Source organism: Lentzea sp. HUAS TT2, assembly GCF_051853195.1.
Classification (GTDB): Bacteria; Actinomycetota; Actinomycetes; order Mycobacteriales; family Pseudonocardiaceae; genus Lentzea.
In genome coordinates this window covers 8,027,154-8,042,437 of the sequence record NZ_CP196667.1, presented here as the reverse complement: position 1 = coordinate 8,042,437, position 15,284 = coordinate 8,027,154, and the positions used below count along the sequence as shown (strand labels likewise).

At 68.1% G+C, this 15,284-nt stretch carries 15 protein-coding genes; 7 read left to right on the top strand and 8 right to left on the bottom strand.

From position 1 onward, the window contains the following. Positions 1-6: 6 nt before the first annotated feature. Together ACSHWB_RS38400 and ACSHWB_RS38395 are read right to left on the bottom strand one after the other, a co-directional pair. Positions 7-1,215 carry an NAD(P)/FAD-dependent oxidoreductase gene (locus tag ACSHWB_RS38400; protein ID WP_439658223.1) on the bottom strand — a complete coding sequence of 403 codons (1,209 nt, stop codon included), beginning with the start codon at positions 1,213-1,215 and terminating at the stop codon, positions 7-9. Between the two features lie 58 nt (positions 1,216-1,273). Next, a complete protein-coding gene (locus ACSHWB_RS38395; protein ID WP_439658222.1) occupies positions 1,274-1,816 on the bottom strand; it encodes a hypothetical protein in 543 nt (180 codons plus the stop codon). A gap of 243 nt (positions 1,817-2,059) precedes the next feature. On the opposite strand from ACSHWB_RS38395, the gene ACSHWB_RS38390 reads away from it, so the two are divergent. Next, positions 2,060-2,380: a VOC family protein gene (locus ACSHWB_RS38390; RefSeq protein ID WP_439658221.1), complete on the top strand. Its 321-nt coding sequence runs from the start codon at positions 2,060-2,062 to the stop codon at positions 2,378-2,380. 4 nt (positions 2,381-2,384) lie between these two features. On the opposite strand, the gene ACSHWB_RS38385 is transcribed toward ACSHWB_RS38390, so the two are convergent. Both ACSHWB_RS38385 and ACSHWB_RS38380 read right to left on the bottom strand, forming a co-directional pair. Continuing rightward, a complete protein-coding gene (locus ACSHWB_RS38385) occupies positions 2,385-2,933 on the bottom strand; it encodes a carboxymuconolactone decarboxylase family protein (protein ID WP_439658220.1) in 549 nt (182 codons plus the stop codon). Positions 2,934-2,982: 49 nt separating this feature from the next. Next, complete coding sequence (locus ACSHWB_RS38380) at positions 2,983-3,579, bottom strand: MerR family transcriptional regulator (protein ID WP_439658219.1); 597 nt, start codon at positions 3,577-3,579, stop codon at positions 2,983-2,985. 238 nt (positions 3,580-3,817) lie between these two features. On the opposite strand from ACSHWB_RS38380, the gene ACSHWB_RS38375 reads away from it, so the two are divergent. From ACSHWB_RS38375 to ACSHWB_RS38360, 4 genes are all read left to right on the top strand, one after another. Continuing rightward, positions 3,818-4,306 carry a hypothetical protein gene (locus tag ACSHWB_RS38375; protein WP_439658218.1) on the top strand — a complete coding sequence of 163 codons (489 nt, stop codon included), beginning with the start codon at positions 3,818-3,820 and terminating at the stop codon, positions 4,304-4,306. Between the two features lie 36 nt (positions 4,307-4,342). Further along, positions 4,343-5,311 (top strand): hypothetical protein, encoded by a 969-nt coding sequence (locus ACSHWB_RS38370; RefSeq protein WP_439658217.1) that lies wholly within the window; start codon positions 4,343-4,345, stop codon positions 5,309-5,311. A gap of 147 nt (positions 5,312-5,458) precedes the next feature. Continuing rightward, positions 5,459-6,529 (top strand): integrase core domain-containing protein, encoded by a 1,071-nt coding sequence (locus tag ACSHWB_RS38365; protein ID WP_439658216.1) that lies wholly within the window; start codon positions 5,459-5,461, stop codon positions 6,527-6,529. Between the two features lie 450 nt (positions 6,530-6,979). Continuing rightward, positions 6,980-7,759, top strand: a complete 780-nt coding sequence (locus ACSHWB_RS38360) for a transposase family protein (RefSeq protein WP_439657390.1) — start codon at positions 6,980-6,982, stop codon at positions 7,757-7,759. Between the two features lie 496 nt (positions 7,760-8,255). Here the strand turns inward: ACSHWB_RS38360 and ACSHWB_RS38355 are convergent, their stop codons facing one another. Genes ACSHWB_RS38355 through ACSHWB_RS38340 form a run of 4 tightly spaced genes read right to left on the bottom strand, consistent with a single transcriptional unit; the run spans position 8,256 to position 13,362 of the window. Continuing rightward, complete coding sequence (locus ACSHWB_RS38355; RefSeq protein ID WP_439658215.1) at positions 8,256-12,017, bottom strand: hypothetical protein; 3,762 nt, start codon at positions 12,015-12,017, stop codon at positions 8,256-8,258. Positions 12,018-12,074: 57 nt separating this feature from the next. Continuing rightward, positions 12,075-12,977 (bottom strand): hypothetical protein, encoded by a 903-nt coding sequence (locus ACSHWB_RS38350; RefSeq protein WP_439658214.1) that lies wholly within the window; start codon positions 12,975-12,977, stop codon positions 12,075-12,077. Next, entirely contained in the window at positions 12,974-13,168 is a 195-nt protein-coding gene (locus tag ACSHWB_RS38345) for a hypothetical protein (RefSeq protein ID WP_439658213.1), read from the bottom strand. The genes ACSHWB_RS38350 and ACSHWB_RS38345 overlap by 4 nt, the downstream gene beginning before the upstream one ends. Before the next feature lie 44 nt (positions 13,169-13,212). After that, on the bottom strand, positions 13,213-13,362 hold the full coding sequence (locus tag ACSHWB_RS38340) for a hypothetical protein (protein WP_439658212.1): 150 nt from the start codon (positions 13,360-13,362) through the stop codon (positions 13,213-13,215). Positions 13,363-13,526: 164 nt separating this feature from the next. Between ACSHWB_RS38340 and ACSHWB_RS38335 the strand changes: the two genes are divergently transcribed. Both ACSHWB_RS38335 and ACSHWB_RS38330 read left to right on the top strand, forming a co-directional pair. Continuing rightward, the gene (locus ACSHWB_RS38335; protein WP_439658211.1) at positions 13,527-14,597 is read left to right on the top strand and encodes an integrase core domain-containing protein; all 1,071 of its coding nucleotides are present in this window, start codon (positions 13,527-13,529) and stop codon (positions 14,595-14,597) included. Beyond that, entirely contained in the window at positions 14,578-15,048 is a 471-nt protein-coding gene (locus ACSHWB_RS38330) for a hypothetical protein (RefSeq protein WP_439658210.1), read from the top strand. Before ACSHWB_RS38335 ends, ACSHWB_RS38330 begins: the two co-directional genes overlap by 20 nt. Positions 15,049-15,284: the final 236 nt, after the last annotated feature.

Sequence of the window (15,284 nt, the reverse complement as noted above, 5' to 3'; positions counted from 1 at the left end):
CGGGACCTAGGCTGACGTGAGTGAGTCGACGAGGCCGCGCAGGCGTTCCGTGACGGGTCCGCCGAAGACGTCACGGGCGACGTGTTCCGCGTGGTGGGCCAGGTCGCGGGTCGCACCGGGAAGGGTGAACAGCAGCCGGAGCCAGCCCAGTCCCTCGCCGTCGACGGGTTCGCGGCGGGCCAGGCGCAAGGCGGCCTCCAGCGTCGGGAGGATCCGCGCGTCCCTGGCCTCGCGGTAGTCGTCCATGGCGGCGATCCACGTCGTGTCGCCGCGCAGTGCCCCGGTGACGGCGGTCGCGAGTAGGCCGGCGGACATGACCGCGTGGTCGATGCCGGCGCCGATGCACGGGTGCACCGCCGCACCGGCATCGCCGACCAGCGCCCAGCCGGGACCGGACGGCGTGCGCAGGTAGCTCTCCAGCTTGGCGGTGCCGAGCACGCGCGACACCCTCCGCGCGTCGAGCAGCCGGGGCGCGAGCGTGTCGATCGCCGCGAGCCTGCGTTCGAACTCGGTCGTGTGATCCTTGCGCCACAACGGGAACTCCTCCGTCATGGGCATGACGCAGAGGCAGTGCAGACCGTCGTCGCAGGGCGCCACGAGCACGACGTCCGGACCCCACCAGAAGTACTCGAACGTCGGGATGGGCATGGGAGCGAAGTCCCGGTAGTAGGCGTAGTAGGCGCAGCGCACCGCCGGATGCTCCACATAGGACTTGGCGCCGGCGGACCGCGCGACGCCCGAGGCCCGTCCGTCCGCGCCGATGACCACGCGGGCCAGCAGTTCGGAGCGCTGTCCGTGGCGATCGCGCACCACCACTCCCGTGACGGTGCCGTCGTGGTCGCGCCTCAGGTCCTGCACACTGCAGCCCTCGAACCAGGTGACCTCCCGGTGCTCGAGCGCCCGGTCGAGCAGGATGCGGTCGAGCCGTTCCCTGCGCAGGGCGAGCACGTGCGGCGTCACGGCGAGGTCGGCCTCGGTCGCGCACCCGGCGACGTCGGTGCGGAACCGGGTGATCACCGGTGCGCCCGCGTCGAGCAACTGGTGCGTGACGCCGAGAGCGCCGAACGCCTCCCAGTCGCCGAAGACGTGCGTGGACAGCGTGGGACCGGAGACGTCGTCCCGGTCGAGCAGCGCGACCCGCAGCCCCTGCTCCGCGAGCAGCACGGCGCTGGCCGCGCCCGCGACCCGCGCACCGACGACGACGCAGTCGAACAAGTCTCCTCCTGGCAGGGCCGGAAGGCCGGGCGGACGGGAGTCCGCCCGGCTCGGTCGATCACGCCTCGTTGGCGCAGGCCCACAGCTCGAGGAAGCGCTCGCCCTGCGGGGTGTACAGCGGCACGTCGCCCTTGGACTCGAAGCGCGAGCCCAGCGGCGGGATGCGGTACAGCGTGCCGGTCATGCGGATCGGCGTCGTGTTGTGCAGCGTGCCGATCGGCGTCTCGACGGTCAGGTACAGGACCTGCTCGCTCGTGACGCCCTCTTCGAGGCTGCGGTCCGCGGGGATGTGGACCGAACCGAGGATCGGGCGCGCGTCCGGAGCGCTCAGCGCGCCGCCGAGGACGCTGACCTTCTCGCCCGGCCACAGCGTCTCGCTGACACCGACCAGCTCGAACCGGATGATCTCCAGGCTCAGGTGCAGGTCGCCTCGGTCGTTGACCTCGGGCTGGTGGACGATGAACTCGGTCGGGCACGCGGTCTTCATGAGCACGCGCTCGGAACGGCCGTCCATCGTCCGGAGGCCGACCTCGGACTCGGCGTAGTCCAGCTGCTGCACGACGTCGAACTCGGTCAGCGTCCTGGTGACTGCGTGGGTCATGGTGATTCCCCTTCGTCGCTGCCGGGGTGTCCCGGCACTTCGACTATTGGCCTCTCGCAGGTGAATCACCTGTCCTATGTTGCCGACTATCTTCTCCGCTTTGCCGCAACGGAGCATTGCGGTCGTTGCGGTCCCCTGCCGGGATCACCGCCGATGTTGCGGTTCCCGCCGCAACCACCCCCGAGCAGCCGGCGCCGGGTGCGGGGAGGCTGTCGGGCAGGTGCACCCGACGAGAGGAAACCCATGTACGGCAAACTCGCGACGTTGCTGATCGAGTGCGAGGACATGGCGGCGGTGAAGGACTTCTACGTCCGCACGCTGGAGCTGCCCGTCGCCGACGAGGGCGAGGGATGGGTGCGTTTCGACAGCGGTGTCGACCTGGTGCTGTGGCAGGGCCGCAAGAACGAGGTCGTGCCGGGGTTCGCGGGCGCGGAACTGGAGGCGGCGCTGGAGTCGTTGCGCGGCAAGGGGTGCGAACCGACCCCGATCGCGGACCACCCCGGCGGCCGCCACTTCTACGTGACCGATCCCGGTGGCAACACGCTGATGGTGGGCGGGAGCTGACGACTCAGCCGGGCAGCATCGCCGCGAGGTACCCGACCTCGACGATGCGCCCGGCGTAGTCGGAGTACCGCGCGGGATCTGTGGGACGTGACGTGGCGAGGCCGTCCACGTACCGGTTGGCCATGCAGAACACCGCCGCGATGAGCACGGTGTCGTGCAGCTCAAGCTCGGTCGCCCCGGCGGACCGCGCGGCCTCGACCATCTCCGCGGTCACGTTCCGCCCGGACTCCGCGACCGCGGCCGCGATCGTGAGCAGGGCCGAGAGCTTCGGCGATCCCGCAGCTTTTGGCCCGTGCTCGCCCACCTCGCGCACCAGCTCCATGCCCTCGGGCAGTTGCACGGCCGCGAACTCCGCGTGCGAGGAACAGCAGAACTCGCACTGGTTGAGCTTCGAGACGTACGCGGCGATGAGCTCACGTTCGCCGCGGGTGAGGGAGTTCTCCTGCCGCAGCAGGACGTCCGCCATCTCGCTGATGAGCCTGCCGGTGTCGGGCCGGTACCGCAGGAGCCCCATGATGCCGGGCAGTTCCGGGTCGAGTTCGATGTGTGGCACGAGTCCTCCCTGGACGGTCCAGTTCGCCGAGTCGTCAGTTTCGCGGTCTTCAGGTCGCGGTGCTCGGCAGTTCGTGCTCGACCTCGGCGTGGGCGAAGCGGCGCACGGCCACCAGCAGTGCGTTGCCGATCACCAGTCCGACCAGGGCGTCCTCCGCCGTGTGGTCGTTCTTCCGCGCGTACTCGGCGTCGGCGCGGGCGATCACGCGCACTCCGTCGAGGTAGGGGTCGAGCAGTTCGTGGCAGCGGTCGTGCCCAAGCCGCCGGGCGGCCGCGAGCGCGGACGCCAGAGCGGGGACGACCCGGCTGTGGTCGCCAGCGCGGTGCCGTGCGACGAAGTCCTCGGCTTGTGCCACCGCGATCGGGTCGGCCACAACGCGCGGGTGCTCGCTGATGGCCTCCCACAACGCTTCCAGCCGCGTAGTCTCGTCGCGGAGGGCGTCCAGCACGTCCTTGACCGCGGAGATCGATAGTCCGCCCACGTCGAGCAGCGCGCGTACGAGCCGCAGCCGGGTCACGTGGTCGTCGTCGTACTCGGCCTGGTTGCGATGGACCGGCTTTCCGGCCTGCAGCAGGCCTTCGCGGAGGTAGTACTTGATGGTCGGCAGCGAAACCCCGCTGCGCCTCGACAACTCGCCAACCCGCACGGTCGCAGCGTATTTCCGCGGCGCGGGCCGTTGCTCACCGTCGGTTGCGCCGGACTCGGCACTTCTTGTGATGTCCTTCCGCAGTGCCGGTTTGTAGCTGAATGCGTCCGCGTGGCTGGGAGCGGAGTCGTTTCAGTGGTTGACTTCCCGGCGTCGCAACGACATTCGCGCGTCGAGGGCACCGGAGCCGTCCGCGCAGAACCGGGATCCTGGAACGTCTCGCCGAAAGGATGACTCGATGCGCCATCACGACCGGTGGTTGGCCGCGTTCATGGTCATTGTGCTCGCGCACTGGGCGGAACACATCGCCCAGGCCGTGCAGATCTACGCACTCGGCTGGCCCGTGCACCACGCTCGCGGTGTTCTCGGCCTTGCCTTCCCGTGGCTCGTGCACAGCGAGTGGCTGCACTACGCCTATGCCCTGCTGATGCTGATCGGGTTGATCGTGCTGCGCCGCGGCTTCACGGGCAAGGCGCGCACCTGGTGGAACGTCGCGACGGGAATCCAGGTGTGGCACCACTTCGAGCACCTACTGCTGCTCGTGCAAGCGTTGGCGGGCTGGCACCTGATGAACAAGTCCGCACCGACGAGTCTCCTGCAGCTCGTCGTGCCGAGGGTCGAGTTGCACCTGGTCTACAACGGCATCGTGTTCGTCCCGATGATGGTCGCGGTGGTCATGCACATGCGCGCGAAACGCGCGACCGCCGCCAAGGTCACCGTTCCCTGATTCGCGACGCCACTCGCTGGAGGAGAGGAGATCACCATGCTCAGGGACGATCGCGAAATCACACAGGCACGTCCGGCAGCCACGTCCGCGTTCGTCAACGGACACTTCCCGCGCCGGCGCGGACTGATCGTCCTTCTGAGCGTGCTGGCGGGCTTCGCGCTGACCGTGGTGTGGTCGGCCCACTTCGTGGACTCGACGATCGGAGACACCGTCGCGAACGCCCTGCTGGGCCACGACGCGAAGAATGAGCCGATCACGAGCGTGGCCGCGGGAGTGGTGTTCGCGTTCGTCACCGGCTTGGCCGGCACCTTCACCGCGTGCAACATCGCGGCGTTCGGTGCCGTCGCGCCGATGCTGGGCGAGTCCAGCAGCCGGGCCGAGAGGATCCGCGGCGTGCTGCGGCCGTTGCTGTGGCTCGCGGTCGGCATGCTCGCGGTCTCCGCCGTCTACGGCGCGATCGTCGGCCTGGTGGGCACCTCGATGCCCCAGTTCTCCACCGCTCAGAACGCCGCGGGCACGTTGTCGGGACGTAGCGTGCAGTCGATGGTCGTGTTCGGCGTGATCGGGCTCGCAATGACCTACCTCGGTCTGGCCGCGCTGGGCCTTGCCCGCGACCCGTTCGCACGAATTGCGCGGCGGCACCCCAACGCCCCGATGGTGTTCATGGGCGTGCTCATCGGCGGGTTCCTCATCGGCAGGCCGTTCGGGCTGTTCCGGCAGCTGTTCAGGGACGCAGCGGAGAGCGGCAACCCGCTCTACGGCGCCGCGGCCTTCTGCCTGCAGTCCTTGGGCAACATCGTGGTGCTCGCCGTGCTCCTCATAGCGGTGGCAGCACTGCTCGGCGACAGGACACGCCGCCGGCTCGGTGCCAAGCCGTCACGGTTCGCGGTGATCACTGGTGTCGCGTTGATCACGATGGGCGTCTTCACGTTCCTCTACTGGGACGTGCGCCTCCTTGCCCGGCGCGAGCTGATCCCGTGGTACCCGACAGCGCCCTGGGCCTGAGCGATCAGGACTATCACCTTGCGGAGCAGGGCAGTGGGGCTATGAACACTCGCCTGTGACGTTCCCGTGTGGGGGAGCCGGAACTCTGCACTCGTCCGCTGAGCTGCAGTGATTGGGTTCTGTCCGTCTGACGGCATGATCGTGGGCGTGGCGCTGCGACTGCTGTACCTCGTCTTTGTCCAGCTGGGTGGCTGGTTGGTTCTGCTCGGCCGGTCCTCGGCGGCCAAGGACATCGAGTTGCTGGTGCTGCGGCACGAGGTCGCGGTGTTGCGTCGAGGCCATCGCCGTGCGCGGTTGGATTGGGCTGATCGTGCGGTGCTGGCTGCGTTGGTGCGGCGGCTACCCGCCTGGTTGCGAGACCACCGGTTGGTGTCTCCGGGCACCGTGCTGCGGTGGCATCGGCGCTTGGTCGCAAAGAAGTGGACCTATCCGAACCGGGCTGGGCGCCCGCGGGTCGATGAGGCCGTCATGGTGTTGATCGAGCGGATGGCGAGGGAGAATGCCGGCTGGGGTTACCGCCGTGTCCAAGGAGAGCTGCTTAAGCTCGGCCACCGTGTAGCCGCGTCGACTGTCCGCCGAGTACTGAAGCGTCTGCGAGTGCCGCCCTCGCCGATCCGGGATACCAATACGTCGTGGCGGCGGTTTCTACGTGCTCAAGCGGCGAGCATGCTGGCGTGCGACTTCTTCCACGTCGACTGCGCCGTCACGTTGAAACGGGTGTACGTGTTCTTCGTGATGGAGGTCGGCACCCGCTACGTCCACATCCTCGGCACCACGACGAACCCCGACGGGCTGTGGACCACGCAGCAAGCTCGCAACGTCCTCATGGAGCTGGACGATCGGGCCAACGAGTTTCGGTTTCTGGTTCGTGACAGGGCCAGCCAGTTCACGGCGTCGTTCGACTCGGTTCTCGCTGATGCCGGTATCGACGTTGTGAAGATCCCGCCTCGGTGTCCACAAGCCAACTGTTACGCGGAACGGTTTGTCGGCACAGTCAGACGAGAGCTCACCGACCGGCTGCTGATCATCAACGAGCGTCACCTCAACTCAGTGTTGAACCGCTATGTGTCCCACTACAACCACCGGCGACCACACCGAGCGCGACACCACTCTCCACCACGACCGGATCACCCGATTGCAGAGTCCGGCTGCAGGACCGTACGTCGCCGGCGAGTGCTTGGCGGCTTGATCAACGAGTACGAACCTGCAGCAGCCTGATAGGCAGGTCAGACCCACCGGACCGTGTTTTGGCAGCCCATAAGCTGATCGCTGACCTTACGTGGGATTCGATTGCTGGGATCCCAGCCGTTCTGGTGTCCGAAGGGGACACCCCCCACATGTAGCAAGCGTGCGCAGTTCGGGTGTTCATGCGCTATTGAATAGCTCGACCCCAGTATAGAGGGCCAGTCGAAACTAATCAATCTTTCGTGCCGGGTCTGTATCGACTGGAGTAAGAACTCTTGCGGCGACCTCTTCGGTCGCCTGTTTATCTGGAATCAGGCCCATCTGCATTAGGCGCTGGGTGAGTACTAGCGGTGAGCCTTTTCCATCCTGATCTTGCTGGTCACAAGATCGGATCGGTGTAGCTCGACGGCCTTGAACATGGCGAAGCCCCTGGTAGCACTGGCATCACGACCAAGATCAACCGATGCCGACCAGGAGCTTCGTGTGTTGTTCTATCCGTCCGTGATCACGTTGTCCAATCGCACCCTGGACTACGTCGCACGCCTGATCCGCCGCCACCGCACCAGCATCGGGTCCCGCTGGCGCCGCCTGCCCAGCAACCGCCAGGCCCTGCTGGTGCTGGCGCATTTACGCAACGGCGACACCTACCAGCGCCTGGCCACCGGGTTCGGCATCGGCCTGGCCACCGCCTACCGCTACATCCGCGAGACCACCGACCTGCTCGCGGCACGAGCACCCAGCCTCACACACGCGGTCGCCCGGCTGGCCGGATCGTTCTCCAACTACGCGCTACTGGACGGCACCGTCATCCGCATCGACCGCGCCGGCGACCGTGAGCGCCTGAAAGCCTGCTACAGCGTCAAAACCCGCCACCACGGCATCACCGTGCAGATCCTGACCGACCCCTACGGCCGGCTCGCCTGGGTCTCCGACGGACTCCCCGGCTCGGTCTACGACCTGACCGCCGCCCGCACCCACGGCATCCTCGACACCTGCCGTGACGCCGGGCTCCACCTCGTCGCCGACCGCGGCCACATCGGCGCCGGCGAGGGCGTTCATCTGCCCTACCGCCGCTACAAAAACGAGTTCACCCCAGGCAGACGCGCCGCCAACCGCGCACACTCCGCCATCCGCTGCCTCGTCGAACGCGGCATCGCCACCCTCAAGAACTGGCGCGTCCTCACCCGAGTCCGCGCCAGCCCCCACCGAGTCACCCACTACGCCCGCGCCATCCTCACCCTCGAACAACGCACCCGATCATGAAGATGGAAAAGGCTCGGTACTACGGCAAGTACCGAGCGCGCCGATCGCTCGCCGACGCGGCACCCCTGCGGGGCCGGCCTCAGCCTGGCGAACCCGCTCAGATCGAGCGCCGCATCGTAGATCGACATGATCTTCTCGACTGAGTCATCCACGAGTATCGCCGCGTGTCGTGACCTGCATGGACGTAGTTTTCGGCACGCACAAGGTCCCGTCGGGGTGTCGCCGACGAGATAGGTCGGCTGAGCGTGGTCGCGGCCCAGTGCCGCGCCGTAGAACGTGTCCCGCAACTCAGGCCATGCCCGCAGCTGGCTTGCCGAGGAGGACCGCCGCCACACCGGTTCCCGTTTTGGTCACGACAGTCAGCCCGAACGGGCCGAACGTTCAGGCCGGGCTTGTCGCCAACCGTTGCCGAGCGGTGCTGCTGTCGGCGCGGCGCCGACGGGTGATCGCGGTCGCGGGATCTCCCGCGCGGCTCGGGGGCGGACCACCTCAGCGATCAGTCGGGCAACCCACGGCGTCGGCGTTCTGCTCTGTCGTCCGAGTGGTGTGCGTGCTGTTCGTAGGTCTCGGCCAGCTCGCGGAACATCCGACGAGTGCGTGGCCAGTCGTTCGACTCCGCTGCCTGGGCGCGGTACTTCTCCGCCAGGCTCCGATCCTGAACTCCCCCTTCGGTGAAGCCCTCGCTGTAGATCCCGCGCCTGTTGAAGATCCCGTCGCGCAGTCCGGCGTCAACCTCGTCGCTGCGCAGTTCTTCCAGGAGGTCGCGCACCACCCGCGGTGGACGGAGGCCGTCCGGATCAGGTGACGCGTGGGCCAGGACGTGGCCGATCTGGTAGTCGCCCGCGGAGAGGCGGTCCACCTGGGCAAGACGGTCGCGGGCCTCCCGCACCCAGGCACGCAGCCCGTCCGGATTCGGGGGCTGGTTCGATTCCGCGCCGGGACACCGGCGCCACGTGCGCAGAACCTCGAACGCCCGAGTGGCGACGGCTGCACGGTCGTCGGTTTCGGACGGACCGTCGCCGAGTTCTTCGTTCTCGCGGAAGAACGCACGCGTCACCAGCTCGACGAAGAACACTGGCTCCTCGGCGAGCGTCGCGTGCAACGTGGGTGCTTCCGGCGCGAACCTCAGCAGCGGGAACAGCTGCCACTCCAGCGTGGCCACCCGTTGCGCCCCGACGAGGTCCCTGTGCCGGGCCAGGAGCGCGAACACCCGGCGGAAGTCGTGTTCGGACAGGTGCTCGAAGCCGGCCGGAAGTGTCTTCAGCTCCACCAGGTCCGATAGCGCCAGCACGGCGAGTTCGGCCATCTCCGCCGAGTCGGCCTCGTCGGCGCGGTAGGCGACCACTTCCAGTGCCGGGGCGATGCGTCCGGCTTCGAGCAGTCCGCTGACCGCCGTGACCGCGGAAGCCGATGAAGGGTCGATCGAGTGGTAGTTGAAGGCTGACCAGTAGTCGTGCCGTGCCTGCGGTAGTCCCGCCAGCACCTCCCACGCCGCCCGTGCGTCGGCAAGGCAGTTCAGCACCGTCGCCTGGACGTCCGGGCGATCCGCGGCGGCCAGCAACCGGTGGAGGAGCTGCTGGCCGCCGGAGTCCAGGCGCGTCTGCAGGTAGCCGATGGCGACCTGGCGCATCGGCGAGTGCGCGGTGCCGAGTTCCGGCAGCAGCTCGAGGTCAAGCGTGGAGGTGTGCTCCGCGAGAGCTCTGCCGATCAGGAAGGGGTAGCTGACCTTCGACGCGAGGGTCGCAACTGCGGCCAGCCCGCCGGTGCCGAAGATCTCGCCGATCGCGGCCACCCGCCGCCTGCTGAGCTCGGCGCCATGAGCCGCGAAGTCGGGCCGCCGGGGGTGGTCGGCGAGCAGGAGGTGGGGACTCTCGAACAGCCAGCGCAGCCGGTAAACGGGCGCCTGCGGTTCCAGCGCGGCGAGCGCGCGTGCCAGGGGCTCGAGCTCCTCCGGCGCGAGTGTCCAGTCCGCGTCGGCGAACTCCCGATGCTCGGCGATCTTGACACGCATCGCGTCCGCGAGGCGTGCCCGGGTTTCGTCGTCCGCGGTCATGCCCAGGCGAGCGAGTGAGGAGGCGAAGGAATCTCGCTGCGCGGAGGGAAGACGGTCGATCTTGTCGATGATCGGCAGATGTCTGGCGGGCACGGCGTCGAGATCGGCCAGCAGCAGATCGGCGACGCCGGCGATGTTCTCCCACATCTCCGAGCGGCTGATGTCCTGTTCGTGCGTCCAGTCGCGGTACTTGGGCCCGCGGTGCGGCACCAAAGTGCCGTGGCCCCTTGGAATCAGGGCGACCAGGAGCTTTCGCGTCGCCTCCGGCGCGGTGCGCAGGAGGCGGCCGAGCGTGCTCAGCCGGTGGGCGCCGGTCGCGCTGGTCTGGGGATGCCAGCAGCTGAAGATCTCCTCCAGGCTGCGGGCGGGACGATTGGCCCAGCGGCCACCGGGGTCGAGGGCGGCCAGCCTCGTCAGGACGTCGGCGACGTCGTCGAGGTTGTCCGGTGACCAGGCGAGCACGTCCAGCGCACGCAGGAAGCCCAGATGCGCGGATCCGCCCGGAAACCCGAACCGGCTGGTCTGGTGGTCCGCGAACATGGCCCTGTGTGAGGGGTTCGCGCCTTCCAGCCCTGCGCGCAGTGCGGCAAGGAACTCCTCGGGCGCTGCCTCCGCGATGCTCGGAAGGAGGTCGCTCAGGGAACTCCACAGCGAGTAGGTGGGATCCGCGTCGGCGTGGGCGAGCAGGGTTCGGACGATTCGCCGGGCGACGAGAGAACCTGTCATGCCACCGGAAAGCGTGACGAACTCATCGCTGGTTCCGAGGAGCGCCAGCGACCGGGCGACGCCCTCGCGCAACTGGGCCGAGCACGAGTCAGCGAAGTCTTCGGCGTGGACCACGCCCAGGTCGTCCGGTTCGGGACGTACTTCCCCGAGCACGCGGAGGGCGAGCCGTTCGAACTGCTGGACGTCCGCGGCGGTGAGGTGCGGGGCGAGCAGGTGCCACGAGTCGTCGGGCGAGACCACGTGCCAGTGCCCCCGCAGGAGGGCGAGGAACGCGTCGGCGTTCGTGGTCAAGGGCAGCGCTGCCTCCGCGAAGTCGGCGTAAGTCGATTCGGCGAACTCCTCGACGGCGGCACGGTCGGCGGGCTTCGTCTCGTTCCAGCCGCCGAGGAGGAGGTGCCGGCGCACCGACGGCTGAGGACTCCGGGCCCACTTCGGCACGAGGGTGTCGGGGTACACCGCGAGGCGCCGCCGCAGCGCGGGCAGGCTGCGGCGGGCGAGCGTGCCGAGGTGGTACGCCGCTTCGTGCTCGAAGCCCCGCTCGGTCAGCAGGTGGGTCACCGCTTCGCCGTCGAGGCGGGGCACGTCCACGGTCGCGTCGCCACTCGTGACGGGGATGACGATCCGGTGAGGGTGCGTGAGCGGAACGTCCGACGCCAGTTCGGGATCGGTGGCGACCAGCACCAGCGGATCGGGCTGGCGCAGCAGCCCGAGCAGGCTGTCGCGGGATGAGACGAACAAGGTCCGGGCCGGCGTCCGGTCGTGTGCGGGCGCGGTCGTGAGCGACGCCGCGACGAACGCCCGGAGCTCGTCTCCGCGCAGGCCGCCGCCGACGGTGATGATCGTCGGACCGGAGCTCATCTCCCGCAGCAGCAGGGAGGAGGATCCCTCGCGGTTCGCGAGGACCACGGCCGCGTCGAGAGGCGTCGACGTCGACGGCAGCCACGTGTCCTCCCACCACGTGAGCGCCTCCCGCACCCCCGGGAAGGCCTTGCCGAGGCGTTCCGCGAGCCACACGGTCGTGACCGGCGCGCCGCTCAACCAGGTGTCGAGCGAGTCGGCGTTGTACGCCCGCACGTCGTGCCAGCGGTTTTCGCTCCGGCGCGCGGCCTCCCACTCGGGGGCTTTCGGCCATGGAGCCAGCCCGAGTTGGACGTACGTGATCTCACCAGGGTCCTCACCGTTCGGACCTGTGAGCCGCTTCGCGTAGTCGCTGTCCGCCTTGCTCTGGGCGGTCTTCTGCACTGACAGCTCCCAGACGCTCGTGCCGGACGGAACGAAGGTGGTCTGTTCCTCGGCGACGACGACTCCGTCGAATCCGCCCGCGGACGTTCCGGAACCACCGGGCACGTGCAGCCTGGTGACGCCCCGGCCGGTCTCCTGGATCAAGCGCCGGACGAGTATCGGCAGATCCGCGTCGAAACCCGCCGTGCCCGCGGCTTGGAGCAGGTCGTCCCTGCTGATGGAAGGCCACTGCGGCATCTGACGACGGTAGCAAGCGGCCCTGACATCGCGGCGGACCGCCAACCGTGAGCGAGGTCAGTACGCGGGTCTCGAGCAGCCGCAGGTGCGCCCCGTGACCTTGGGCGACACGGAGTGCCGTGCCGGACCGAGGTGGAGGTCGATCCTCTCGGGGAGGTCGCAGGGGCGGTGGCCGGCGGAGGTCCAGGCGAGCACGACGGAGGCGAGCGCGGGACCGAATCCGTCCACCTGGTCGAACAGGACCGTGTGGCCGTCCCTCGTGCCGGCGAACCAGCCCGTCCTGCCGACCGGCCCAGCCGCGACGGCCGCGCCGGGCAGTGCGGCGAGCATGTGCGTTATCCAGGCGAAGGCGTCTCCCTCGCCCTCGTGAACGACGACATCAGCCAGTTGCAGAGCGGTCTCGGAGGGTTCGTCGGTGGTGACGACGAGGTGTGCGTTCCGGTCAAGCGAGCCGCGCAGATCCGCAGGCAGCCGCACCACCGTGACGCGCAGCACGTCGTTCTGGCGGTCCAGAGCGACCCGCACGGACTGCGACCCGCACGGACTGCGAGCCGGCAGTGTGGGCGTGGACCGCCGGGCGGGCAGGTCGAGGGCTGCTGCCGGGGCTTCCGGTTCCTCCAGGTCGAGAAGACGGTAGAACTCGTTGCGCAGCAAGGAGTGCGACTTGAGCGGAACCGACGTGGCGAGTTCGGCGGCGTTGCGCAACTCGGTGGTCCGCGTGGTGGTGAGCGCCGCGTCGACCTGAAGCCGCAGCCGTTGCCCGGAACGGAGTCGTGGTGCTGCGGCGAGGAACTTCCCGACCTCAGAGTCTGGATCCACGGTGTCGTGCGGAGCCTCCCCGAGAAGGGCTGGCCGGCCGAGAGCGGTGCCGTAGAACGTCACCGATCCGTCGTCTCCCACGACGACGTCCGCCGCGACGAGACCGGCACGCCAGCCCTCATGCGCCGGAAACACGATCACGCCCGATCGCGTGCACGCGTCGATCCAGCGGCCGATCTGTCAGGGGAGCGGGCGGACCAGGTGTTCGGGTGCAGGGCGACAGCGACCGCGTACTCGTCGAGCCGGAGCTCGGCGCGCAGCCGGCGGACAAGATCGGGTTGCCTGCCGTACAACGACTCCGGTCCCCACGTCGAGGACACCAACCTCGGCACCGGTCCTGCGGCGGCGCGAGGCCAAACGCATGGACTCGACGCGGTCAGCTGATTCGGCGCGCCTGAACGTCGGCCGGCACAGCCTCGTACTGGTAGGTGCCGCCGCTCTCGAACGTCACCTCCAGGAGGCCGACCGCCGGGTCGACACACCGCCTTGCACTGCCGCCTCGAGCGCCGGGCACGACACCGCTCATCTGACAGCCCTCCTGCAGTTCTCAGGGTAATGGTCATCAGTGAGCAGGGCTGAGAGGTCGGCCGGCAACATGCGGATGCCGTGGGTGTGGGGTGCCAGAACTCTGCACACATGCGTTGAGCTGCGGTGGTCGGGGCCTGTTGTCCGGTCGGCATGATCGTGGGCGTGGCGCTGCGACTGCTGTACTTCGTTCTTGTTCGGCTGGGTGGCTGGCTGGTTCTGCTTGGCCGGTCCTCTGCGGCGAAGGACGTCGAGTTGCTGGTGTTGCGGCATGAGGTCGCGGTGTTGCGTCGAGGTCAGCGCCGTCCTCGGCTGGATTGGGCTGATCGTGCGGTGCTGGCCGCGTTGGTGCGGCAGTTACCCGTGTGGCTGCGGGAGCACCGGTTGGTGTCTCCGGGCACGGTGTTGCGGTGGCATCGGCGCCTGGTCGCGAAGAAGTGGACCTACCCGAACCGGGTTGGTCGACCGCAGGTTGGTGAGATCGTGGTGGCGTTGATCGAGCTGATGGCGCGGGAGAACACGGGCTGGGGTTACCGCCGTATCCAAGGTGAACTGCTCAAGCTCGGTCACCGGACGGCCGCCTCGACTGTTCGCCGCGTGCTGAAGCGGCTTCGGATTCCGCCTTCGCCGACGCGTGACACCGACACGTCGTGGCGACGGTTCCTGCGTGCTCAGGCGGTAAGCATGCTGGCGTGCGACTTCTTTCACGTCGACTGTGTCGTCACGTTGAAGCGGGTGTGCGTGTTCTTCGTGATGGAGGTCGGCACCCGCTACGTCCACATCCTCGGCACTACCACCAACCCTGACGGCCCGTGGACCACACAGCAGGCTCGCAACTTCCTCATGGAGCTGGACGGCCGGGCCAGCGAGTTTCGTTTCCTGGTTCGTGACAGGGCAGGCCAGTTCACGGCGTCGTTCGATTCCGTTCTTGAGGACGCCGGCATCGACGTTGTGAAGATCCCGCCGCGATGTCCGCGGGCCAACTGCTACGCCGAACGGTTTGTCGGCACTGTCAGGCGCGAGCTCACCGACCGGCTACTCATCATCAACGAGCGGCACCTGAAGTCAGCGCTTAACCGCTACGTGGCTCACTACAACCACCGACGGCCACACAGAGCGCGGGACCACGCCCCACCACGACCCGATTACCCACTCGCAGAGTCAGGTTGTGGGTCCGTTCGTCGTCGGCGAGTACTCGGCGGCTTGATCAACGAGTATGAACCCGCAGCCGCTTGATCCGCAGGTCAAGACCGTTGAGCCATGTTTTGGCACCCCACACGCCGCCGCGAGGAAACGTCTCACCGATGCGGAAGCGAAGCTGCGCCGGTTCCAGGACGCCATTGCGGCGGGAATTGACCCGTCCGCTCTCGTCGAGGCGATGAACGAGGCGCAGGAGAAGCGCGCGGCTGCTCAAGCCGAGTTGAACGGGGTACCGAAACGCGTTGGCCGGAGTGCCGCCGAGATCCACGCCATGATTGATTCGCTCGGCGACGTGAAGAAGGTAATCAGGCAGGCGGACCCCGCCGAGCTGCAAAGACTGTACGAAGCGCTGAACGTGGAGATCGTGTACAACGCAACGGGCCGGATGCTCGATGCGAGCATCCGGCCCGTTGGTAGGGATAAAGCTGGTGTCCGAGGACGAAGTCGCACACTATTCACCCACGTAGCCCTTGTCGGCTCCAAGTAGGCTCACCTGGCGCATTGATACATGAGGCCTGTCCCTGCAGCGGTCGCGTGGGACAGGCCTCGTGCGTTGAGCTTCAGGCTCTCTACCAGCAGGTCCTTAGTCGCAGGGCGTGGGACAGGCTCGCTGTCGTCCCGTCCCGGCGAGTGGGGACCTGTGCCGATCCGGGTGTGAGCGAGCGTGGTTGCTGGGACAGCTGCCGCGTCCTGGCGCTCATGCGCTGCGCACAAGCATGGGTG